A 22690-nucleotide genomic window follows, 5' to 3' on the forward strand; every position below is an offset into this window, starting at 1 on the left:
GTGATTGTCAGCCCGGTTGGCCGTCCACGCGCGCGCGGCACAGCCAAGGCCCGTAGCGCCACAGGTACAAGGCGTAGGCCAGCGACCACAGCAGCGCCGACACCAGCGCGGCCTGCGGCAGCAGCGCCGGCCACAGCAGCGGCGCCCCCACCCGCACCACGGCGGCGGCCGTCACGCTCAGGTAGGCGCTCACCTCCAGCGCACCCGCGCGCAGCGGTCGGCCGGTGTGGCCCATCGCCGTGCGCGTCATCATGCCCAAGGTCATGCCGCCGATCAGGCCCACGGTCAGCGCATGGGTGGCCAGTCCCGGGGGCACCACCCCAAACTCACTGCCCAGGCGCAGCGCCAGGTGCACCGGCAGCCAGGCATAGGCCAGGTGCAGCACCCAGACCAGCGGGTTGGCCGCCGTGCGCCAGGGCTGCCAGCGCCACCAGCGGGCGGTCTGCGCCCCCAGCGCGGTGGCCAGCACCAGCCCCAGCAGCGGCGCTGGAGCGCCCAGCAGGTCGCAGGCCAGCAAGGCCAGCACGCTGCCCAGCGCCACCCGCTCCAGCGGTGCATGGCGGCTCGCCTGCAGTCCTGCAATGCCGTTGTTGGTGAACATCGGCACCACGCGCCCGGCCATCACCGCGACGATGAACATCATCAGGTCCAGCGCCACCGGCACACCCAGCCGCGCGGGCAGCACCAGAGCGCCCATCTGCGTCAGGTGCAGCGCCGCGCAGGCCACGGCCAAGGCGACCAGCAGGCCGACGAAGAAAAAGTTGCGTCGGCTGCCTCCGGCCCGCAGGGCGCGCCAGAGTCCCCAGGCGGCCAGCAGCGGAAAGGCCACGTTGACGACCAGGGCCGCCACTGCCCAGGGCGTGAGTACCAGCACCCGGCCCAGCAGCCACAGCCCAGCCAGCGCCATCAGCCCACGGCCCTGGGGCGTGGGCTGGCCCGACCAGTTGCGCCCGGCGGTGAACAGAAAGCCCACCACCACCGCCAGCGTGAAGCCGAACAGCATCTCGTGCGCATGCCAGACCGATCCGCGCAGCACCGGCGTGTCCAGCCAGCCGCTGAACTGCAGTGCCCACAGCGGCACCGACAGCGCCGCCAGCGCCGCCGCCAGCAGGTAGAACGGGCGAAAGCCCAGCGCCCACAGCGCGAACTGGCCGGGCCGCGGCGCGCGGCCGATGGGCTCGGTGAGGGGAATGAAGACGGTGGCCATGGCGGGTGATATCAGGGAGAACCCGATTGTCCGGGCAGCGCCATCCAAAAGCAAACCCGAACATATATCTTATAAAGTGCGGGGCCATGACCCCGCCGCCGACGACCCCGACGCTCCCCTGGTGGCAACGACTGCGTCCGCCCGCGCTGGCCATCGACGCGCGCGAGCGCATGCGGGTGGTGGCGGGTGCCTTTCTGGGGATCGCGTTGACGGCACTGCTGGCGCCCTGTTGGCCGCCGGCGCCCGGCCTGCCCTGGTTGATGGCGCCGCTGGGTGCGAGCGCGGTGCTGGTGTTCGCGCTGCCGGCCAGCCCGCTGGCCCAACCCTGGCCGGTGCTGGTGGGCAACGCGGTGTCGGCCCTGGTCGGCTGGGCCAGCGCCAGCTGGCTGCCCTGGCCAGCGCTGGCCGCGGCGGTCGCCGTGGGCGGCGCGATGGCGGCGATGCTGGCGCTGCGCTGCCTGCACCCTCCGGGCGGCGCCGTGGCCCTGCTGGCGGTGCTGCTGCCGGCCCACCAGGCCAGTTATGCGGTCGATCCGGTGCTGCTGGACTCGCTGGTGCTGGTGCTGGCCGGCTGGGCCTGGAACAGCGCCACCGGACGTCCCTATCCCCACGCGCCCCAGGCCGCGCCGGCCCCCACCCGGGCCTGGGACTTCAGCGACAGTGACCTGGACACGGCGCTGGCCCACTACAACCAGATCGTCGATCTGCCGCGCGACGACCTGCGCGGCCTGCTGGCCGATGCCGAGCAGCAGGCGGTGTCGCGCCGCCTGCGCGCGATCCGCTGCCAGGACGTGATGACCGCCCAGCCACTGCGTGCGCGCAGCTTCACCACGCTGGACCAGGCCTTGCGCGTGCTGGCCGAGGCCCAGGTGAAGGCGCTGCCGGTGGTCGATGCCGATGAGCATGTGGTGGGCATCGTCACCCGCGCCGACCTGCGCGGCCCCGCCGACCCGGCCACCACCACCGTGGCGCAGGTGATGTCGCGCCAGGTGCGCGTGGCCAGTGCCGAGCGCCCGCTGGCCGACCTGCTGCCGCTGTTCAGCCATGAAGGCCACCACCACCTGCCGGTGATCGGTGCCGACCGGCGGCTGGTCGGCATCCTCACGCAGACCGACGTGATCACTGCGCTGGCCAGGCTCTGAGTCGGGGGCGGCGCAGGCCGTCGTCGGCATCCTTGAACCGGTTCAAGGAAAGAACCCGAGCAAAACAGGAGGATTCGCCCATCGTCCAACGAGGAGGGCTTGTCCATGAGCCAGACCGCAGGCGGGTTCACCAAACAGATGGCCCGCAACATGTTCTACGGTGGCGCCGCGTTCTTCGCGCTGCTGTTCGTCGCGCTGGTGTTCCACACCGAACAGCGCATTCCCGAGCGCTCCAACGCGCAGGCCATCACCCCCGCGGTGGTGGCCGGCAAGAAGATCTGGGAGACCCGCAACTGCATCGGCTGCCACACGCTGCTGGGCGAGGGCGCCTACTTCGCGCCGGAGCTGGGCAATGTCTACAAGCGCCGCGGCCCCGACTTCATCAAGGGCTGGATGAAGGCGCAACCCACGCATGTCGAGGGCCGCCGCCAGATGCCGCAGTTCAACCTCAGCGACGAGCAGCTCGACCACCTGGTCGAGTTCCTGAAGTGGACCAGCGAGGTGAACACTGAACAGTGGCCGCCGAACATCGAGGGGTGAGACCAGTCATGAGCACACACATTCTCAAGTACGAGAGCCAGCGCGTCGCGAAGCTGTACTTCATCGCCGCGATGGGCCTCTTCGCCGGACAGATCCTGTTCGGCATCGGACTCGGCCTGCAGTACCTGCTGGGCGACTTCCTGTTTCCCTACATCCCGTTCAACATCGCGCGGATGGTCCACACGAATCTGCTGATCGTGTGGCTGCTGTTCGGCTTCATGGGCGCGGCCTACTACCTCATTCCCGAGGAGGCCGAGACCGAGCTGCACAGCCCCAGGCTGGCCATTGCGCTGTTCTGGATCTTCCTGGTGGCTGGCGCGCTGACCATCGTCGGCTACCTGACGGTGCCCTATGCCAAGCTGGCGGAGCTGACCGGCAACGAGCTGCTGCAGACCATGGGACGCGAGTTCCTCGAGCAGCCGCTGCCGACCAAGCTGGGCATCGTGGTGGTGGCGCTGGGCTTCCTCTACAACATCAGCATGACGGTGCTCAAGGGCCGCAAGACGGCGATCAGCCTGGTGCTGCTGATGGGCCTGTGGGGGCTGGCGCTGATGTTCCTGTTCAGCTTCGTCAACCCGCACAACCTGGTGCGCGACAAGATGTACTGGTGGTTCGTCGTCCACCTGTGGGTGGAGGGCGTGTGGGAGCTGATCCTGGGCGCGCTGCTGGCCTTCGTGCTGGTCAAGACCACCGGCGTCGACCGCGAGGTGATCGACAAGTGGCTGTACGTGATCATCGCCTTCGCGCTGATGACCGGCATCCTGGGCACCGGCCACCACTTCTACTTCATCGGCCTGCCGGGCTACTGGCAGTGGATCGGCAGCGTGTTCAGCGCGATGGAGCCGATCCCCTTCTTCATGATGACGGTGTTCGCCTTCAACATGGTGCAGCGGCGCCGGCGTGAACACCCCAACCAGGCGGCGATCCTGTGGGCCGTGGGCACCTCGGTGCTGGGCTTCCTGGGCGCCGGTCTGTGGGGCTTCATCCACACGCTCAGCCCGGTCAACTACTACACCCATGGCACGCAGATCACCGCGGCCCACGGTCACCTGGCCTTCTACGGCGCCTACGTGCTGGTGGTGATCACCTTGATCAGCTACGCCATGCCCACGCTGCGCGGCCGCCTGGCCAACAGCGCCCGGGCGCAGAACGTGGAGATGTGGAGCTTCTGGATCATGACCATCGGCATGGCGACGATGGTGCTGGCGCTGACCGGCGCCGGCATCCTGCAGGTCTGGCTGCAGCGCATGCCCACCGAGGGCGCGATGGGCTTCATGGCCACCCAGGACCAGCTGCGCTTCTTCTACTGGATCCGCATCGTGGGCGGCGTGACCTTCCTGATCGGCCAGTTCGCCTACTTCGCCAGTTTCTTCATCGGTGGCGAGCACGTGCTGAGCGAGGACCAGGCGCCCAGCCTCGGCGGTGGCGGCATCCTGCGCCGCGCCCCGGCCCGCCAGCGGATGGACTGACATGGACCATGCCGAACAGCAGCACCTCGCCGGGCTGCCCTTCTATGCGCCGCAAGGCGGCGAGGTGGCCTTGTTCACCCACGCCTGGCGCCAGCGCATGCCGGTGCTGATCAAGGGCCCCACCGGCTGCGGCAAGACCCGCTTCGTCGAGCACATGGCCGCCCGCCTGGGCCGGCCGCTGGTGACGGTGAGCTGCCACGATGACCTGGGCGCGGCCGACCTGGTGGGCCGCCACCTGATCGGCCCGCAGGGCACCGAGTGGCACGACGGCCCGCTGGCCCGCGCGGTGCGCAGCGGCGCGATCTGCTACCTCGACGAGGTGGTGGAGGCGCGCAAGGACACCACCGTGGTGCTGCACCCGCTGGCCGACGACCGACGCCAGCTGCCGATCGAGCGCACCGGAGAGCAGCTGCAGGCGCCGCCCGGCTTCATGCTGGTCATCAGCTACAACCCCGGCTACCAGAACCTGCTCAAGAGCCTCAAGCCCAGCACGCGCCAGCGCTTCGTGGCCCTGGACTTCGGCTACCCCGATGCAGCCACCGAGCGCGCCATCGTGCAGGCCGAGGCGGGCGTCGATGCCGGCGTGGCTGCCCAGCTGGTGCACCTGGCGCAGGGCCTGCGCCGCCTGACCGGCCACGACCTGGAGGAGACCGCCTCCACCCGTCTGCTGGTGGTGGCCGCGCGGCTGGCCGCCGACGGCCTGCCGCTGCGGGCGGCCTGCCGTGCCGCCATCGTCGACGCACTGACCGACGACGCCGACACCGCGGCGGCGCTGGCCGAGGTGGTCGACGCCAGCCTCTGAACCCTTTTCCGCGACAGTGGCCTTTCCTGGGTGCGGCCCGCTCTCCTTCTTCGTTGCGTAACCCCATGCCGCCCCGCCACCGTCGCCTTTTCCAACTCGCGTTCTTTGCGCTATTCCTGATCGCGCCGGCCCTGGACTGGCTGCGCTTCGATCTGCACGAGGCGCAGCTGTGGTTCCTGGGTCAGCGCTGGACACTGGGCATCGACGACTTCCGGGCCGGGCGCATCGACGCCACCCAGGCCGCGCTGGGCATCCTGCTCAAGGGCTTTCTGCCGGGGCTGCTGGCCGTGGCCGCGTTCCTGGCCGTGGCCTGGCGCTGGGGCCGGGTGTACTGCGGCTGGCTGTGCCCGCATTTCTCGATCGTCGAGCTGCTCAATGCCACGCTGCACCGCGCCTGCGCCAAGTGGAGCCTGTGGGACCGCTCGGCCACGCCACGCGACGACCGGCCAGCCGATGCGCGCTGGTGGCCGGTGTTCTTCGTGCTGAGCGCCCTGTTCGGCGCGCTGTGGGCGATCACGCTGCTGAGCTACCTGCTGCCGCCTGCCGAAGTCTGGGGCGGCCTCGTGCACGGCACGCTGACGCCCAACCAGGCGCGTTTCCTGGCCATCGGCACGGCGGTGTTCAGCGCCGAGTTCGTGCTGGCGCGCCACCTGTTCTGCCGCTTCGGCTGTGCGGTGGGCCTGTTCCAGAGCCTGGTCTGGATGGCCAACCCCAAGGGCCTGGTGGTGGCCTTCAACCGCGCCCAGGCGCGCGACTGCCAGGGCTGCGCGACACAGCGCTTCGGCCAGGGCGCCGCCTGTGACCGCGGCTGCCCGATGCGCCTGCACCCGCGCGACATCAAGCGCCGCATGTTCAGCTGCGTGCAGTGCGGCCAGTGCCTGCAGGCCTGCGACGAGTCGCAATCGGCGCGCGGTCGCGCGCCGGTGCTGGAGTGGCGCATCGGTGCCGATGCGGTGCGCGAAACCCTGCGCCAGCGGCGCGAAGACCGGGGAGGCTGAGGTGGAAGAGTGGATCGGTCGGCAGTGGCATCGCCTGGTCACCCAGGCCGCCTCGCGCGAGCATGCGGCAGCCGCGGTCACGCTGGACGAGGTGCAGCGCACGCTGGCGCTGCTGTTCCGTGCCGGCGGCGGTGACAGCGCCGTGCGCCTGGCGCCGGTGGGCGAGCGTGCCGTGGGCGGCCCGCGTGACTGGCTGCAGCGCCTGGCCGGCAGCGGCCAGCGCGCCGCGCTGGGTCAGCTCAGCGAGCAGGTGCTGGCCCTGCCGCCGCGCCTGGCGGTGTTCGCCGAGCGTTCCCTGAACCGTGATCTCTACATCTGGCTCGCGGCCCTGGCGGCGCACGACGCGCCCAGTGGCGACTGGCTGGTGGGCCAGACCCGCGCCAGCGCGGCCGCGCTGCAGCAATGGCCCGGCCTGCGCCAGCGCCACGCACGCCTGCTGGCGGCGCACCTGGCCCAGCGCCCGGCGCCCGGCACGCTGCGTGGCGACGCGGCCCGCGCCGAGCGCCTGGTGCAGCAGACCCTGCGCGGCCAGCCGGTGCCGCTGGACACCGGCATCGGTCCGGCCGACGTGGCGCCGGTGTGGCTGTGGCTGGAGGCGGGCGCCGCACCGGCGGCCGCGGCGTCCGGCCGCCGCGACCCCAGCGGTGACACCCCCGCCGCCCTTGACACCGTCAGTGACCGCACCCGCCGCCGCGCCGAGCGGGTGGCCCACGACACCCCGCGCGCGCCGCTGATGATGTTCTTCCGCGCCGAGTCCATCCTCAGCTGGGGCGAGTTCGTGCGCGTGAACCGCGCCACCGATGACGACGACCACCCCGACGCACTGCAGGCCGCCAACGACATGGAGCGCCTGGCCATCGCCCCCGATGGCCAGCGCAGCGCCTCGCGGGTGCGCTTCGACCTGGACCTGCCCAGCGCCGCGGTGGACGACCAGCCGCTGGGCGCGCCCGAGCGCCTGCCCGAGTGGGACTGGAAGCGCCAGCGCCTGCTGACCGACCACTGCGCGGTGCAGCGGGTGGTGGCGCCGGCGCCGGCCGCCTTCGTGCCCACGCCTGAGCTGCGCCGCACCGCGCGCCAGGTGCGCCGTCGGCTGGAGCTGCTGCGCGCGGCCCCTGAGCGCCAGCGCGGCGAGGCCGAGGGCGATGAGATCGACCTCGACGCCTGGGTGCGCCACCGCATCGATGCCGCCACGGGGGCGGTCAGCGGCGAGCCACGGGTGTTCCAGCGCGCGCGGCGCAGCGGCCGCAGCCTGGCCACGCTGCTGCTGGCCGACCTGTCGCTGTCCACCGACGCCCATGTCTGGCTGGGCGGCGGCGACAAGCAGCGCAGCGCCCGCGTGATCGATGTGATCCGCGACGCGCTGTATGTGTTCGGCGAGGCCTTGCAGGCCAGTGGCGATGCCTTCGAGATGCTGGGCTTCTCGTCGGTGCGCCGCCAGCAGGTGCGCATCCAGCACCTCAAGGGCTTTGACGAGCGCTGGGCCGCGCCGGCGCAGGCCCGCGTGGGCGCGATCAAGCCCGGCTACTACACCCGCATGGGCGCCGCGATCCGCCATGCCAGCGCGCGCCTGGCCGCGCGCCCCGAGCGCCAGCGCCTGCTGCTGCTGCTCACCGACGGCAAGCCCAACGACCTGGACCACTACGAGGGCCGCTGGGGCCTGGAGGACACGCGCCACGCGGTGCATGAGGCGCGCGCGCTGGGCCTGACCCCGTTTGCCGTGACGATCGACGAGCAGGCCCACGACTACCTGCCGATGCTCTTCGGCGAGCACGGCTGGGCCCTGGTGCACCGGCCGCAGGAGCTGGTGCAGCGGCTGGCGGCGGTGCAGGCGCGGCTGGCTGGCACTTGATGCGAGTCAAGACATGAGCGGCAGCGACCCACCACAATGGCGCCTCGGCGCAGGGCCGCAGGAGACTCCGATGGAAGGGCGCCACTTCGATATTCCCCGCTACCTGGCGGTGCTGCCGCTGTTCCAGGAGATGACGCCGCCCGAGCTGCAGCGCCTGGCCGAAGGCTGCCGGCTGCGCCGCTTCGCGCGCGGTGAGGACGTGTTCCGCCTGGGCGAGCCCTGCGAGGAACTGCATGTCACCGTGATGGGCCAGGTCAAGCTGTTCGCGCTGTCGCCGGCCGGGCAGGAAAAGGTGATCGAGCTGGTCGGCCCCGGCAACAGCTTTGCCGAAGCGCTGATGTTCACCGGCAAGCCCTACATCATCAACGCCCAGGCCCTGAACGACACGCTGCTGCTGTCGGTGGGCAAGGCCGCGGTGCTGCGCGAGATCGAGAACGACCCGCGCTTTGCGCTGCGCATGCTGGCCGGCATCTCGCGCCGGCTGCATGGCCTGGTCCACGACGTGCAAGCCTATGCGCTGCACAGCGGCATGCAGCGCGTCATCGGCTACCTGCTGCGCGACCTGCCCGACCACGCCGAGGACGCTGCCGGCATGACGCTGGCCGACGCCGGTGGCACGCCGATGCCGCTGCCGCCGCGCGAGCACCGGGTGTCTCTGCCGGTCAGCAAGGCCACGATCGCCTCGCGTCTGTCGCTGACGCCCGAGTACTTCTCACGCGTGCTGCACGAACTGGCCGCGCAGGGCCTGATCACGATCGACAAGCGCGACATCCTGATCCCGGACCCGGCTCGCCTGGCGGGGCACCCGCTGCAGTGAGCGTGCGCTGATGGACCCACGCCGGCGCCTGTTCCTGCGCGGCACGCTGCCGCGCGGTGACGAGCCGCCCACGCCCCCCCGGCCGCCCTGGGCGCTGCGCCCCGATGCCGCCTTCACCGCGCGCTGCACCCGCTGCGGCGACTGCCTGCGCGCCTGCCCGCAGCAGGTGCTGATGGCGGGCGACGGCGGCTTTCCCGAGATCCGCTTCACGCAGCGCGGCTGCAGCCTGTGCGGCGACTGCCGCGCCGCCTGTCCCAGCGGCGCGCTGGACCGCAGCGCCGCCGAGCCCTTTGCCGAGCGGGTGCAGGTGGCCCCCCACTGCCTGGCCGAGCGCGGTGTGGAATGCCGCGTCTGCGCCGAGGCCTGCGACGCACGGGCCCTGCGCTTTCGGCCGCAGCCCGGTGGCGTCTGGCGGCTGCAGGTGGCGCTGGACCAGTGCAGCGGCTGCGGTGCGTGTGTCGCCCCCTGCCCGGTCGGGGCGATCACGCTGGCCCAGCCCGGTCCGCAGCGGGCCTGATGGACGCGGCCCGGCGGCCGTGGCATGGTGCCGGCATGAAGACCCTTTTCCTGACCGCCGCGCTGGCCACTCTGCTGGCCGTCTCTCCGCCCCCGGCCTCCGCCCAGGAGGTCGCCCGCTCGCCCCTGCTGGGCACCTGGTCGGTCGACCTGTCGCGGCTGCCCATTCCAGAGGCCATGCGCCCGCGCAGCGTCAGCATCCGCTTCGCCGAGGCCGGGCCGTCGCGCCTGGCGATGACGGTGGAGGTGGTCGACCCCGCCGGCCAGACCCTGCGCGCCGAGGGCGTGAACACGCTCGATGGTTCGGCGGCGCCGGTCAGCGGCAACCTCGAGGCCGACACCGCGGCCTTCACCCAGCCGGTGCCCGGCGTGCTGGTGCTGCAGCTCGCCCGCGGCGGTCAGCCCGCCTCGACCCGGGTCTACACCGTCTCCGCCGACGGCCAGGCCATGACCGAGACGGTGGCCTATTTCAACGACGCGGGCCAGCCGGCGCTGCGGGCCAATTTCTTCAGCCGGAAAGGCCGCTGAGCACGGCGGCACGGGCCGCCGCGGCTCCCCCTGCCGCGGCCGCGCCTTAGGGGTACAGCGGCTGGCGCCGTGTCCCTAGCATGGCTGGACTTCACACAGGAGAGCGGCCATGGGCAAGCGCAGCGTCAGCGTCAAGGTCAACACCCCCAAGGTCAGCAAGTACACCGTCAAGGGCGACACGCTGGCCGAGGTGCGCAAGAACCTGGACAGGCGCGAGGAATGGGGCCTGTACGACGCCACGCAGAACTTCAAGAGCGGTGGCAAGGTCGACAGTGAGGGCCAGGTCACCAGCGTCACGATCGAGCTGAACCCGGTGATCGAGCTGCCCACCTGGGCCGGCTACAGCAAGGCCACCAAGCCGCAGAAAGCCTCGTGGGATGCGATGCTGAAGAAGCTGTCCGCCCACGAGTACAAGCACCACGACATCCAGGTGGCCGGTGCGGCGGCGCTGAAGAAGGCGATCGAGTCGGCCAAGGAACTGGACGCCGACGCGCTGAACGCGCTGATCGAACAAGCCCAGACCGACACCCAGAAGGCGCAGGACAGCTACGACCGCAGCAGCGGCCATGGCGCCAAGGAAGGCGTGGAGCTGGACGAGGACGCCTGACGGCGCCCCCGCCACCCGCTACCATCGCCCCATGACCAAGTTCCTGATCGCCGTGCTGGTGCTGCTGGGCGTGGCCCTGGCCACCAACCCGGGCGCCGACAGCCACCGCGCCAAGCTCAAGGCCGAGATCGCCGAGCGCAGCCAGATCGCCGGCGTGCTGGGCCTGGGCGGACTGGCGGCGCTGGTGTCGACCTACTACACGCTGGGCGTGGCCTCGTACACCACCATCAACGACAAGGTGGTGAGCTACGGCGCCTTCGGCCTGGTGGTGATTCCCGACCTGGGCAACGGCCGCTGAGGCTCAGCGCGCCGCGCTGTCGGCCCCGGCCGCAGCGCTGGCGGCGGTGTTCGCCGGCTTCACCGGCGCCGCGGGCGGCAGCTGCGCCGGCTCGTCCTTCGGCGCGCCGATGTTCTGCTCGATCGCCGGCAGCGTGTGGGCAATGCCCTTGTGGCAGTCGATGCAGGTCTGGCCGGCGTTGACCGCCTCCTGGTGGCGACGTGCCGAGCGCTGGTTCTGCTCGGCATAGTCCATGTACGCGAAGTTGTGGCAGTTGCGGCATTCCTGGCTGTCGTTGGCCTTCATGCGCGCCCATTCATGGCCGGCCAGTTCGGCCCGCTTGGCGTTGAACTTCTCGGGCGTGTCGATGCTGCCCAGGATCTTGTGCAGCACCTCGTTGCTCGCCTGGATCTTGCGCACGATCTTCGGGCCCCATTCCTTGGGCACATGGCAGTCGGGGCAGGTGGCGCGCACGCCGGTGCGGTTGTTGTAGTGGATGGTGTTGCGGTACTCGACGTAGACGTTCTCCTTCATCTCGTGGCAGGAGATGCAGAAGGCCTCGCGGTTGGTCCATTCCATCGCGGTGTTGAAGCCGCCCCAGAAGATCACGCCGCCCAGGAAGGCGATGGCCAGCAGGCCGAAGGTGGGGGTCTTGACGAAGGCCCAGCAGCGGGCGAGCAGGCCGGTCTTGGCGGTGGTGTCGGTCATGGCGTGTGCTCCCGCCTCACTGCATGCCACGGGCACGCTGGAAGGTGTTCTCCACCAGCGGCTTGGCGTCGGTCTGCGGCACGTGGCACTGGGTGCAGAAGTAGCGGCGCGGGCTGATGTTGTCCAGCTCCTGGCCGTCGCGGGTCTTAAAGTGCGTCACGCTCACCCGCGGCGCACCGCTGGACTTGGCCTTGCCGAAGGAGTGGCAGTCCATGCACTTGTTGAAGTTCTTGGTGATCTGGTAGCCGCTGATGGTGTGCGGGATCAGCGGCGGCTGCTGCATGAAGTCGCGGTCCGCGGGCGCGTGGTCACGCTCCTGCTTGATGGCCGTGGGGGCGTTGTCCTGGTTCAGCGGCGTGCCGCCGCGCAGGCCCTGCAGCTTGACCGGGCCGGTGGGCGCGGGCGCGTCGGCGGCACTGGCCAGGTCGGCGCCCATCCATACGAGCCCGGCGGCCAGCAGCAACTTGGCAAAGGTGTTGATCAGCGTGCTCATCAGGATCTCCGGGTGTCGAATCGGTGGGTCAGGGTGAAGACGTCGGGGCCGCAGACATCGATGCAGCGGCCGCAGTGGGTGCAGGCGGCGTCCAGGATCACGGGCGAGGCGCCGCCCTTGCCCTTCAGCGCGATCGGGATGACCTGCGGCTCCGGGCAGACGGCGTAGCAGTCGGCGCAGTCGTTGCAGCGGCTGCTGTGGCGGGCCGACACGCGCAGCAGCGAGGCCTGGCCGATCAGCGCGTACAGCGCGCCTTGCGGACAGACATGGCCGCACCAGCCGCGCGGTGCCACCAGCAGGTCGAACAGAAACACCGCGGCGGTGATGCCCCAGGCGATGCCACCGCCAAAGACCAGCGCACGCTGCGTCATGCTGACCGGGTTCACGGCCTCCCAGGCCGGCAGGCCGGCCAGCGCGCTGGCCAGCAGCACCGCGCCCAGCAGCCAGTGGCGCAGCGCGCCGCGCGGCGCACGGCCGGTGCCGATGTGCAGGCGACGGCGCAGCCAGGCGGCGGTGTCGGTGACCACGCCCACCGGGCAGACCCAGGCGCAGAACGTGCGGCCACCCACCAGCGCGTAGAAGGCGATGACGATGCCGGCACCCACCAGGGCTGAGAGCTCAGGCACATGGCGGCTGGCCAGTGTCTGGGCCAGCACGAAGGGGTCGGTCAGCGGCAGCACGCCCAGCGTCAGGCTGCTGGACAGGTTGCCCTTGACGATCCACACGCCCAGCCACGGCCCGGCCAGGAACAGCGCCAGCAGCGCCAGCTGGGTCAGCCGGCGCAGCAGCCACCAGCGGTGCGCGGCCAGCCAGCCCTTGTCCTGCACGGCGGCGGCACCAGGGCGCTGCACCGTGGCGGCACGCTTCAGACCGAAGCTGCGCGATTCGGCGGGTGACAGCGGCGCGCTGCTCACTTTGCGGCCTCCGAGGCGCCGGCGTAGGGCGCTGCGCCTGAGCGCAAGGGGTTCAGGTCACCGGGCACCGGGTGCTCGGGCAGGCGCTGCACCGGTGCATCGAACTGCGGCCGGCCGGCGCGGTTGGCGGCATCCCACCCTTTGCGGTAGTGGTGGCCCAGCTCGCCGCGGGCCAGCTGGGTGGGCAGCACCTTGATCGCGGCCTGCTCCAGCACGCAGCTCTTCTCGCACTTGCCGCAGCCGGTGCACTGCGCGGCATTCACCGTGGGCAGCAGCATCGCGTGGCGGTCGGAGCGCGGGTTGCTGACCTTGACCAGTGAGATCGCCTGATCGATCAGCGGGCACACGCGGTAGCAGACATCGCAGCGCAGGCCCAGGAAGTTCAGGCAGTTCTCCTGGTCGATCAGCACCGCGGTGCCCATGCGGGCCTGGGCGATGTCGGTGAGCTGCGGGTCCAGCGCGCCGGTGGGGCAGGCCTTGACGCAGGGCACGGCCTCGCACATCTCGCAGGGGATCTCGCGGGCGACGAAGTAGGGCGTGCCGATCGCCACATCAGCGGCCATGCCGGCGCCCCATTGGCTGAGCTTGAGGTTCTGGGGTGGACAGTCGCGCACGCACAGGCCGCAGCGCACGCAGGCGGCCAGGAAGCGCGCGTCATCCAGCGCGCCGGGCGGGCGCAGCGCCTGGGCCGGTCGTGCCAGCGCCGGGCGGCCGGCCAGGGCCGCGCCGCCGGCGATCAGGCCGGCGGTGGCGGCGCTCGCGGCGCCCTGCATCAGTTCACGACGTTGCATGTCAGCCCCTCGCCCGGCGGGTACGCCGGTCGATCTCCCGGGGGGATCGCGCCCGCCTTGGGGCGGCCCGGCGCCGGGCGCGCGAAAACGCTTCGATTCGCATCAGCTCAGGCCTCAGGCGCGGACCACCTTGACGGCGCACTTCTTGAAGTCGGTCTCCTTGGAGATCGGGCAGGTGGCGTCCAGCGTCAGCTTGTTGACCAGCCGGCCTTCGTCGAAGAAGGGCACGAAGACCAGGCCGCGCGGCACCTTGTTGCGGCCCTTGGTCTCGACCGCCAGCGTGATCTCGCCGCGGCGCGAGGCCAGCTTGACCTGCATGCCGCGCTGGATGCCGCGCGCCTGCGCGTCATCGGGGTGCATGAAGACCACGGCCTCGGGCACGGCGCGGTGCAGCTCCGCCACACGGCGCGTCATGCTGCCGGTGTGCCAGTGCTCCAGCACGCGGCCGGTGCACAGCCACAGGTCGAACTCCTTGTCGGGCGATTCGGCCGCGGGCTGGTAGGGCAGGGCGAAGATGTTGGCCTTGCCGTCCTTGTGGCCGTAGAACCTGAGGCCCTCGCCGGCCTTGACGTAGGGGTCATAGCCCTCGCGGAAGCGCCACAGCGTTTCCTTGCCGTCCACCACGGGCCAGCGCAGGCCGCGGGCCTCGTGGTAGGTGTCGAAGCTGGCCAGGTCGTGGCCGTGGCCGCGGCCGAATTCGGCGTATTCCTCGAACAGGCCCTTCTGCACATAGAAGCCGAAGGCCTCGGACTCGGCGTTCTTGTAGCCCTGGATGTACTTTCCGTTGACCTTGCCCAGGTCGGCCACAGGGTACTTGTTGACCTTGCCGTTCCTGTAGAGCACGTCGAACAGCGTCTTGCCCTTGACCGAGGGCATCTTGGCGATCAGCTCGGCCGGCCAGACCTCTTCCACCTTGAAGCGCTTGGCGAACTCCATCATCTGCCACAGGTCGGAGCGGGCCTGGCCGGGTGCGGCCACCTGCTGGCGCCAGAACTGGGTGCGTCGCTCGGCATTGCCGAAGGCGCCTTCCTTTTCCACCCACATGGCCGAGGGCAGCACCAGATCAGCCGCCATCGCGCTGACGGTGGGGTAGGGGTCGCTGACCACCACGAAGGCCTTGGGGTTGCGCCAGCCCGGCAGGATCTCGCCGTTGATGTTCGGACCCGCCTGCATGTTGTTGGTGGTGCTGGTCCAGTAGCAGCGGATCTTGCCGTCCTTCAGGGCGCGGCTTTGCGCCACGGCGTGCAGGCCGATCTTGTCGGGGATGGTGCCCTCGGGCAGGCCCCAGATCTCCTCGGTGTGGTGGCGGTGCTCGGGGTTGGTGACCACCATGTCGGCCGGCAGGCGGTGGGCGAAGGTGCCCACCTCGCGGGCGGTGCCGCAGGCGCTGGGCTGGCCGGTCAGGCTGAACGGCCCGGAGCCCGGCGTGCTGATCTTGCCGGTCAGCAGGTGGATGTTGTAGACGAGGTTGTTGGCCCAGGTGCCGCGGGTGTGCTGGTTGAAGCCCATGGTCCAGAACGAGACCACCTTGGTCTTCGGGTCGGCGTAGAGCTTGGCCAGGTCCTCCAACTGCTTGACGGGCACACCGGACAGCGCGCTGACCTTCTCGGCGGTGTACTCGCTGACGAACCTGGCGTACTCGTCAAAGCTGATCGGCGTGGCGTCGTTCGGGTTGCCCTTGGGCTTGCCGTCGGCGCCGGGGTAGCCATTGCTGGTGGCGTCCTTCTCCAGCGCGTGCACCGGACGCAGGCCGTAGCCGATGTCGGTGGCGCCCTGCTTGAAGTTGATGTTCTTCTTCACGAACTCGGTGTTCACCTTCTTGTTCGTGATGATGTAGTGGGCAATGAAGTTCAGGATGGCCAGGTCGGTCTGCGGCACGAAGACCATGCCGCTGTCGGCCAGGTCGAAGCTGCGGTGCTCGAAGGTGGACAGCACGGCCACCTTGACGTGCGGCGCCGACAGCCGCCGGTCGGTGATGCGGCTCCACAGGATGGGGTGCATCTCGGCCATGTTGCTGCCCCACAGCACGAAGGCGTCGGCCTGCTCGATGTCGTCGTAGCAGCCCATCGGCTCGTCGATGCCGAAGGTGCGCATGAAGCCGGTGACGGCGCTGGCCATGCAGTGGCGCGCGTTGGGGTCGAGGTTGTTGGTGCGCAGGCCAGCCTTCATCAGCTTGGCGGCGGCGTAGCCTTCCCAGATCGTCCACTGGCCGGAGCCGAACATGGCCACCGCGTTCGGGCCCTCGGCCTTGATGGCCTCCTTCCACTTGGCGGCCATCACGTCGAAGGCTTCGTCCCAGCTGATGGGGGTGAACTCGCCGTCCTTGTCGTAGACGCCGTTCTTCTTGCGCAGCAGCGGCGTCTGCAGACGGTCCTTGCCGTACATGATCTTGGACAGGAAGTAGCCCTTGATGCAGTTCAGGCCGCGGTTGACGGGGGCCTCCGGGTCACCCTGGGTGGCCACGACGCGGCCGTCCTGCACGCCCACCATCACCGAGCAGCCGGTGCCGCAGAAGCGGCAGGGCGCCTTGTCCCAGCGCACGCCGGTGGCGGCGGCGGCCTTGTCGGCGGCGGGTGCGGCCTCGGCGACGATGGGGATGCCGGCGGCGGCAGCGCTGGCGGCGAGGGCCTGGGCCTTCAGGAAGTCACGGCGGTTGGCTTGCATGGTGGGGTCTCCTGCCGAGGCCGCGCTGGTCGCGGCGGGCATCAGGGGAAGGGGTCAGGGGTTCAGGGTCGAGGCTAGGGAACAACCCTTGGGCTGTCCTTGAACCGGTTCAAGTCGGGGTGCGGGGCGCGGGCGCCAGGCTGTCGCGCCAGGCGCGGTAGTCGATGGCGTCGCTGCCTTCGGGGGGTGGCGCATCGGGGCCGGAATACTCGTAGACCAGCGAGGTGCCCATCACGTCGGGCCACTGCGCCACCTGGGCCAGCGTGGCGGCGGCGCTGATGGTTTGGCCGTCCACCAGCGCGTCCTCGATCACCGCCACCAGGCGGCCGTCGCCGGGGTTGAGCGCCAGGTCCACGCCGGGCAGCGCCGACAGGCGCTGTGCCACGGGGGCGGCGTGCTCGGGGCGGGTGCGCACCACCGTGCCCAGGATGCTCATGGGTGTCTCCTCGGTCTCCAGACTCTGAGGCGTGACTGTGCCGGCAGGTGGCGATGCCTGCCTTGATATCGATCAAGAAGCTACATATTCCATATAGCTTTCAGGTGGGCAGCGGCAGCGCTGGTCAATGCGAGGTGCCTTCGCTGCGGCTGATCTTGTTCCACACGTTGTACTTGCCCACCGGCTTGCTCATCGGCAGCCGCTTGACCTCTTTCAGCGTGGCGGCGTCGTAGACGATCAGCGCGCCGTCCATCTCCCACAGGCTGGCCAGCGCGTAGCGGCCGTCCCTGGTGAACTCAATGTGGGCCAGCGTGCGGCCGGGTTCGCGCACCGTGGCCACCGGCTGCAGCGTGGCCTTGTCGATCAGCGTGAGCGTGTCCTTGGCGGTGGGGCTCATCATCGAGTCGGTCCAGGCGTAGCGGCTGGACTCGTGGCTGCGCATGAAGAAGCCCGGGCCGGGCGTGGCGATCGTGGCCACGGGCTTCCAGGTGGCCATGTCGATCACGTCCACCCCGCTGCCCTTCAGGTTGGGGCTGGCCAGCACGGTGGTGTCCTTCCAGGCCCAGGTGATGCCCGAGCCCAGGTGCGGCATGCCGGCCAGCGGCAGATCGGCCACCTTGCGGCGGATGTCCAGGTTCACCACCTGCGCGGTGGCGGCGCCGGCCGCGGTCTTCGGCCGCGTGGCTCCCAGCACATGGCGGTAGCGCTGGTCGAAGAAGAAGTCGTCCAGCGGCTCGTCCAGCGGGGTGCGGCGCACGCCCAGGAAGCCGGGCCTGGCGATGGCTTCGCCCATCTTGTAGTCGTGGACCAGGCCGTCGTAGATAGGCGCGGCCTGCGGGTCGTAGGAGATCTCCCACAGCTCGGGCAGGTCCTTCAGCGCGACGATGAAGCTGCGCCGCGGCGCCGCGTCATACACCGCCGAGACGCGGCTGGCCGTCTGGCCGTCCAGCGTGGTGGCCTCGAAGCTGCGCACCAGGTTCAGCTGCGCGTCGAACAGCGCCAGCGTGCGCGGCAGGTAGTTGGCCGCCATCACGTAGCGGCCATCGCCACTGACGGCGAGGTTGCGCATGTTCAGGCCGGCGCGCACCTCGGCCACCACCGTCAGGTTCCACAGGTCATATTTGGTGATCCAGCCATCGCGCGAGCCGAAGAACACATAGCGCCCGTCGGGCGTGAACTTCGGCCCGCCGTGCAGCGCATAGCGGCTGGCAAAGCGGTGGATCACCTCGAAACGGTCGCCATCGACCAGCGACACATGGTGGTCGCCGCCCTCGACCACCACGAACAGGTTCATCGGATCGGCCTGCCACAGCGGCCGCGCCGGCAGCGCGTCGGCCCCGGCCAGCGCCACGCGGGAGGCGCGGATGTCGGCTTCGGTCCAGCGGGGCGCTGGCGACACCGGCTGGTAGATCCAGCTGGCGAGCGCCGTGATCTCATCGGCCGTGAGCTGGGCCCCGAAGGCCGGCATCTGCGTGGCAGCGCGCCCCTGGGCGATGGTGCGCTGCGCGTCGGCCGGGCGCAGGCGCTCGAGGCTGTCGGGCAGCAGGGCCGGCCCCATGCCGCCGGTGCGCTGGTCGCCGTGGCAGCTGGCGCAGTGCTGACGAAACAACGCAGGGGCGTCGGGCAGGGCCTGGGCCAGCGCCCAGGGTGCCAGCAGCGCGCCAATCAGGGCCAAGCCAAGCCGGGCCAGCAGTGTCGAAGGGCTCATGCCGCGGACTCTAGGCACCACCGACGCGACTGGCCTTGAACCGGTTCAGGTTCTGAGTCGATCTGCCAGCCCTGCGGCAGCCCCAGGGCCGCCCTTGGCAAATGCAGGCCAGGACTGCAGAATGGTTTGTAACAGGCGCCGGTTTTCGCGCCGAATTTAATACTGGATAAATATCCAGTCAAACCAGGGAAAAAGACAGATGCGACAGGCACTTGCGACTGCCAGCGGCGGCCATCTTAGGGCGCAGTGGTCCAATAGTGGCGCAGGCTGTTGATCCCCAAAACACGTTAGGCCTCGCGATCAACCGCGGTCCCAGCTTCCACTGTCATGATCTTCGCCGTCGAAACAGAAGAGCGCTCGCTTCAAGCATTCGCGAACGAAGCGGAAGCCGTCGCAGCATGTGAAGGTCTCGATGTGGAGGCAGCGATCTGGCTCTTCTGGTCAAACGATGGAACGCCGCTTGAACCGGTGTTTACGGTCCCGAACAAGCGCGGCCTCTTTGCTGTCAAGAACGGCGTCTATCACTTGAGGCCCGCCGAAGCTCTGCATCACGCACACCTGAGCGAAGCGGTGGACGAAGTTCTCACCTTCGAGGGGCCAGAGCCGTTTACTTCTGCGTCTGCCATCAAGGCACATCTTCAGGCCGCCAAGCCATGAAGCTCTCCCACTCAACAACAAAGCCTCAGCCCACACTGTCGCAAGGTGCAAGCTCAGGGGTAGCCTCAAAGCCGACCCGAGCGAGGCCTAACCCTTCGCTGGAACCGACGCCCACCGTCATGGCACTTGGCCCGCTTTCCGGCTTAGGTCATCATCCGTCCAGCGGGCCAAGCGCCATGCCGATGTGCGCGGCTCAGCTCGAACGTTAGCCAGCTCATGGATCGTTTGCTTCGCGCGCTTGCCGTATGCATCACACTCGTCGGCTGCGGCATGCCCCTTACGCCTGAGGCGTTCACCTCATCGCCTGAGGCGCTGGCGCTACGCAGCATCGTCGACCGCCTGACTCAGAGGGACTTCGCTTCTGTTGAGGCACAACTTGACCCCGCCCTAGCGCAAGGTGGCATTCGAGCCGCATTAGAGAAGACTGCCAATGCAATACCCTCCGCGCCAATCACCAAGGTCGAGGCAGTTGCCTGGAAAGTCGTCGTCGCAACCGGAAGGCCGCGAACGGCGGCAGTTGCCGCCGAATACACCTTCGGTCAGAAACAATGGCTCGTCGCTTCGGCGCAGCTGACAGGCGAACCAAACGCGTACCGCATCCTCAGCTTCAACGTCGAGCCCTTGCCTGCGCCGATGTCGCAGATCCACGCATTCACGCTCTCAGGCAAGGGCGTTACCCACTATCTCTTCCTTGTTGCGGCGGTGGCTGCCGTCGTGGTCACCCTGTTTGCACTCGTCCGCTGCGCCCGCGCCAAGGGGCTACGCCGCAAGTGGCTCTGGTTGATCTTCATTGCATTGGGCTTTGTGTCGTTCACCATCAATTGGTCCAACGGCGCGGTAAGCATCAACCCGCTTGCCTTCAATCTCTTGAGCGCCGCCTTCATGCGGCAGGGTTGGCTCGGCCCATGGATGCTCACGTTCTGCGTCCCTGTTGGGGCAATATGGTTCTTGCTGCGGCAACGCGGCGCGGCTCAAAATGTCACGACCGCTGGCTAACCCTTCGCTGCACCTGACGTTCGCCAGCCGGCTTTGCCGTCTGTCGCCCGCAGGTGAGCTCAAACGTTATGCAGCAGGGCCTTCTCGGGTTTGATGGCATGCAGTGTTTTGGCGAGCTTGCAGGTGGCGGCGCGCATCGAGTGGTGGGCGGCGCTGCCACGCCCGTGAGCGGGCGCGCATCTACGGCAGCTGTGGTGCAGCGCAATGGTTGTTTGGGCTGTCGCGCGCAAGAGCACCGCTACGCAGGGCTGGTGGGCGCCTCGCCTACGTTGCGCGTTGTGGCTACGGGCCCTGCCGCGGTTGGCGCTTCGCCAGGGGCGTGCAGGTCGGGCCGTTGGCGGTCATCAGTCGGCAGAGCCTTCGTCGGTCATGCTCTGCATAACACTTCGCTGCACCGGAAGTGCTTCGGCAGGCTGCGCCTGCCTTCGCACTCCGGTGAGCTCCAACGTTAGGCCTCGCGATCAACCGCGGTCCCAGCTTCCACTGTCATGATCTTCGCCGTCGAAACAGAAGAGCGCTCGCTTCAAGCATTCGCGAACGAAGCGGAAGCCGTCGCAGCATGTGAAGGTCTCGATGTGGAGGCAGCGATCTGGCTCTTCTGGTCAAACGATGGAACGCCGCTTGAACCGGTGTTTACGGTCCCGAACAAGCGCGGCCTCTTTGCTGTCAAGAACGGCGTCTATCACTTGAGGCCCGCCGAAGCTCTGCATCACGCACACCTGAGCGAAGCGGTGGACGAAGTTCTCACCTTCGAGGGGCCAGAGCCGTTTACTTCTGCGTCTGCCATCAAGGCACATCTTCAGGCCGCCAAGCCATGAAGCTCTCCCACTCAACAACAAAGCCTCAGCCCACACTGTCGCAAGGTGCAAGCTCAGGGGTAGCCTCAAAGCCGACCCGAGCGAGGCCTAACCCTTCGCTGGAACCGACGCCCACCGTCATGGCACTTGGCCCGCTTTCCGGCTTAGGTCATCATCCGTCCAGCGGGCCAAGCGCCATGCCGATGTGCGCGGCTCAGCTCGAACGTTAGAGCGCTTCAATGCCATTCGACCTCGCCGAGTCGTTCGTACTGGCCGCAGAGCAGGAGCTCGGCGCAAGGTTGCCTGAGTCCTATCGAACTGCCATGGTTCGCGCGAACGGCGGCGAGCTGGAGGTACTGGAAGACTCATGGGTGCAGTACCCCATCGCCGATACGTCGGACCGCAAGCGCTCGTCCCGCAGCGCTAATCACATCATCAAGGAAACAGAGGTTTGTCGCGGTTGGCCTCGGTTCCCGGGCAATGCGGTTGCCATTGCCGGCAACGGAACAGGAGATCACCTCGTGTTCCTCAGACATGGTGTCTCCTTCCAGCCCGCGGTCTACCTGTGGTCGCACGAGGAAGGTTCGCTTGAGAGAGTCGCAAATGACTTTGCCGAACTCGAATCGCTCTAACCCCTCCATCGAGCCGACGTCCAAAAGCCTGCTTCGCAGGCTTTCGGCCGCGGCTCATGTCGAACGTTAGGCCGCGCGGAACATACTCCTCGCGGCGCCCCCTTCTTGAGTCCAGCATAGGAGTCGAATGAAGTCGCTGGTTGTACCTCCTGCCGCCGTGCGCGACGACAACTCTATTCAGATGCTCAGCGGATGGATCGCGGAGCAAGGAATGCACTGCACACTGAACATCGGCTTCTTTGATGGCCAAGGACACAAGGAGACGGAAGCCTGGGGCATCTTCCTTGCCGATGTCGTCAGACATATCGCAAACGCTTGGTCTGAGGAACGCGGAGTTGATGCCGCTGATTCAGTTGCCAGCATCCTCCAAAGTCTGAACGACGAGTTGGATACACCGACATCCGACGTCATTGGCGGGTTCCACCCGGGCCATTCGTAGGCAATCTATCAGCGCGAGCGTGGCCACCACCCAAGCTGTTGTGCTCAGCGAGTGCGGCCTAACCCCTCGCTCAACCGGACCCGCTACGGCAAGCGCCGCAAGCCCGAGCGGAGGCACATGGTGCATCATCTCAGCTCGGGCTTACGGCGCTCGCCTCCGCGGTCCGGTTAGCTCGAACGTTAGGCGTCATTGGCCTCGCCCCCAATCCTCATGAATCCATCGAATCCATCCGACTCAACGGCGGACGAATCCAACGAAGCTGAGGCGGAGGCAATGCCTACACAAGACCGCTCGACGCGCGAGCTAGAGTGGTACCAGAACTCGTTTCTCTTCGTTCTTAGTTCGTTTCTGATCTTGCCGAAGTCGCTTGTCGCTTGGCTTGTGCTCTTTATGATCGGGATGATCAATACGGACAAGGACAAGTGGTTCAAGAGCGGCTTTCTTGTCTTCCTGGTTTGCATGGTTGCGCTCTTTGGACTTCTCCAGTGGGCGTACAACGCCAGCAACACTTAGCACCCATGCTGACGCCTAACTGGTCGCTGGAGTGGACCTCAGCCAACTGGCCGCGCTACGCTCATCAGTTCATCATCGCTGCGCGCGGCCAGCTGTCTTCGGCCGCTCAGCTTGAACTACAAGGGCTTCCCCGTCCGTCAAGCGCAAGTTGATCCCAGGCCCGCATAGCGGGCCTTGTTGTTGGTGCGTC

The 22690-nt window shown here is 68.6% G+C and carries 24 protein-coding genes; 16 read left to right on the plus strand and 8 right to left on the minus strand.

Translation table 11 applies throughout. From position 1 onward, the window contains the following. Positions 1-7: 7 nt before the first annotated feature. Positions 8-1207: an NnrS family protein gene (locus KAK07_RS24440; RefSeq protein ID WP_210857183.1), complete on the minus strand. Its 1200-nt coding sequence runs from the start codon at positions 1205-1207 to the stop codon at positions 8-10. Positions 1208-1293: 86 nt separating this feature from the next. Between KAK07_RS24440 and KAK07_RS24445 the strand changes: the two genes are divergently transcribed. The 11 genes from KAK07_RS24445 to KAK07_RS24495 all read left to right on the plus strand — a co-directional run bounded on the left by KAK07_RS24445 (position 1294) and on the right by KAK07_RS24495 (position 10773). Then, positions 1294-2349, plus strand: coding sequence for an HPP family protein (locus KAK07_RS24445; RefSeq protein ID WP_210857182.1), 1056 nt, complete (start codon positions 1294-1296; stop codon positions 2347-2349). Positions 2350-2454: 105 nt separating this feature from the next. Then, the gene (locus KAK07_RS24450; protein ID WP_210857181.1) at positions 2455-2889 is read left to right on the plus strand and encodes a c-type cytochrome; all 435 of its coding nucleotides are present in this window, start codon (positions 2455-2457) and stop codon (positions 2887-2889) included. A gap of 8 nt (positions 2890-2897) precedes the next feature. Then, positions 2898-4358, plus strand: coding sequence for a cbb3-type cytochrome c oxidase subunit I (locus KAK07_RS24455; protein ID WP_210857180.1), 1461 nt, complete (start codon positions 2898-2900; stop codon positions 4356-4358). A gap of 1 nt (position 4359) precedes the next feature. After that, positions 4360-5160: a CbbQ/NirQ/NorQ/GpvN family protein gene (locus KAK07_RS24460; protein ID WP_210863554.1), complete on the plus strand. Its 801-nt coding sequence runs from the start codon at positions 4360-4362 to the stop codon at positions 5158-5160. Positions 5161-5225: 65 nt separating this feature from the next. Further along, entirely contained in the window at positions 5226-6158 is a 933-nt protein-coding gene (locus tag KAK07_RS24465; RefSeq protein WP_210863556.1) for a 4Fe-4S binding protein, read from the plus strand. 1 nt (position 6159) lies between these two features. Further along, complete coding sequence (locus KAK07_RS24470) at positions 6160-8007, plus strand: nitric oxide reductase activation protein NorD (RefSeq protein ID WP_210857177.1); 1848 nt, start codon at positions 6160-6162, stop codon at positions 8005-8007. 70 nt (positions 8008-8077) lie between these two features. Beyond that, the gene (locus KAK07_RS24475; RefSeq protein WP_210857176.1) at positions 8078-8824 is read left to right on the plus strand and encodes a Crp/Fnr family transcriptional regulator; all 747 of its coding nucleotides are present in this window, start codon (positions 8078-8080) and stop codon (positions 8822-8824) included. 10 nt (positions 8825-8834) lie between these two features. Continuing rightward, positions 8835-9341 carry a ferredoxin-type protein NapF gene (gene napF, locus KAK07_RS24480; RefSeq protein ID WP_210857175.1) on the plus strand — a complete coding sequence of 169 codons (507 nt, stop codon included), beginning with the start codon at positions 8835-8837 and terminating at the stop codon, positions 9339-9341. A 35-nt stretch (positions 9342-9376) separates the two neighbouring features. Further along, positions 9377-9868, plus strand: coding sequence for a hypothetical protein (locus KAK07_RS24485; protein ID WP_210857174.1), 492 nt, complete (start codon positions 9377-9379; stop codon positions 9866-9868). 109 nt (positions 9869-9977) lie between these two features. Then, positions 9978-10475 carry a DUF922 domain-containing protein gene (locus tag KAK07_RS24490; RefSeq protein ID WP_210857173.1) on the plus strand — a complete coding sequence of 166 codons (498 nt, stop codon included), beginning with the start codon at positions 9978-9980 and terminating at the stop codon, positions 10473-10475. Between the two features lie 31 nt (positions 10476-10506). Further along, positions 10507-10773 carry a hypothetical protein gene (locus KAK07_RS24495; RefSeq protein WP_210857172.1) on the plus strand — a complete coding sequence of 89 codons (267 nt, stop codon included), beginning with the start codon at positions 10507-10509 and terminating at the stop codon, positions 10771-10773. Positions 10774-10776: 3 nt separating this feature from the next. On the opposite strand, the gene KAK07_RS24500 is transcribed toward KAK07_RS24495, so the two are convergent. The 7 genes from KAK07_RS24500 to KAK07_RS24530 form a co-directional block, all read right to left on the minus strand. After that, positions 10777-11460: a NapC/NirT family cytochrome c gene (locus KAK07_RS24500; protein ID WP_210857171.1), complete on the minus strand. Its 684-nt coding sequence runs from the start codon at positions 11458-11460 to the stop codon at positions 10777-10779. Positions 11461-11476: 16 nt separating this feature from the next. Then, the gene (locus tag KAK07_RS24505) at positions 11477-11953 is read right to left on the minus strand and encodes a nitrate reductase cytochrome c-type subunit (protein WP_210857170.1); all 477 of its coding nucleotides are present in this window, start codon (positions 11951-11953) and stop codon (positions 11477-11479) included. Beyond that, positions 11953-12867: a quinol dehydrogenase ferredoxin subunit NapH gene (napH, locus tag KAK07_RS24510; protein WP_310738722.1), complete on the minus strand. Its 915-nt coding sequence runs from the start codon at positions 12865-12867 to the stop codon at positions 11953-11955. Before napH ends, KAK07_RS24505 begins: the two co-directional genes overlap by 1 nt. Beyond that, entirely contained in the window at positions 12864-13658 is a 795-nt protein-coding gene (gene napG, locus KAK07_RS24515) for a ferredoxin-type protein NapG (RefSeq protein ID WP_210857169.1), read from the minus strand. Before napG ends, napH begins: the two co-directional genes overlap by 4 nt. A 114-nt stretch (positions 13659-13772) precedes the next feature. Further along, positions 13773-16322 (minus strand): nitrate reductase catalytic subunit NapA, encoded by a 2550-nt coding sequence (napA, locus tag KAK07_RS24520; protein ID WP_210857168.1) that lies wholly within the window; start codon positions 16320-16322, stop codon positions 13773-13775. Positions 16323-16431: 109 nt separating this feature from the next. Further along, on the minus strand, positions 16432-16758 hold the full coding sequence (locus tag KAK07_RS24525; protein ID WP_210863558.1) for a chaperone NapD: 327 nt from the start codon (positions 16756-16758) through the stop codon (positions 16432-16434). A gap of 124 nt (positions 16759-16882) precedes the next feature. Beyond that, on the minus strand, positions 16883-18466 hold the full coding sequence (locus KAK07_RS24530; RefSeq protein ID WP_310740771.1) for a cytochrome D1 domain-containing protein: 1584 nt from the start codon (positions 18464-18466) through the stop codon (positions 16883-16885). Between the two features lie 327 nt (positions 18467-18793). Between KAK07_RS24530 and KAK07_RS24535 the strand changes: the two genes are divergently transcribed. The 5 genes from KAK07_RS24535 to KAK07_RS24555 all read left to right on the plus strand — a co-directional run bounded on the left by KAK07_RS24535 (position 18794) and on the right by KAK07_RS24555 (position 21987). Next, entirely contained in the window at positions 18794-19123 is a 330-nt protein-coding gene (locus KAK07_RS24535; RefSeq protein ID WP_210857330.1) for a hypothetical protein, read from the plus strand. A gap of 216 nt (positions 19124-19339) precedes the next feature. Next, positions 19340-20119 (plus strand): hypothetical protein, encoded by a 780-nt coding sequence (locus KAK07_RS24540; protein ID WP_210863560.1) that lies wholly within the window; start codon positions 19340-19342, stop codon positions 20117-20119. 488 nt (positions 20120-20607) lie between these two features. Next, positions 20608-20937, plus strand: a complete 330-nt coding sequence (locus KAK07_RS24545) for a hypothetical protein (RefSeq protein ID WP_210857330.1) — start codon at positions 20608-20610, stop codon at positions 20935-20937. A gap of 218 nt (positions 20938-21155) precedes the next feature. Continuing rightward, a complete protein-coding gene (locus tag KAK07_RS24550; protein ID WP_210863562.1) occupies positions 21156-21548 on the plus strand; it encodes an SMI1/KNR4 family protein in 393 nt (130 codons plus the stop codon). A 127-nt stretch (positions 21549-21675) separates the two neighbouring features. After that, entirely contained in the window at positions 21676-21987 is a 312-nt protein-coding gene (locus KAK07_RS24555; RefSeq protein ID WP_210863564.1) for a DUF5076 domain-containing protein, read from the plus strand. Positions 21988-22690 lie beyond the last annotated feature (703 nt).

The organism is Ideonella alba (assembly GCF_018069875.1).
GTDB classification, from domain to species: Bacteria; Pseudomonadota; Gammaproteobacteria; order Burkholderiales; family Burkholderiaceae_C; genus Ideonella; species Ideonella alba.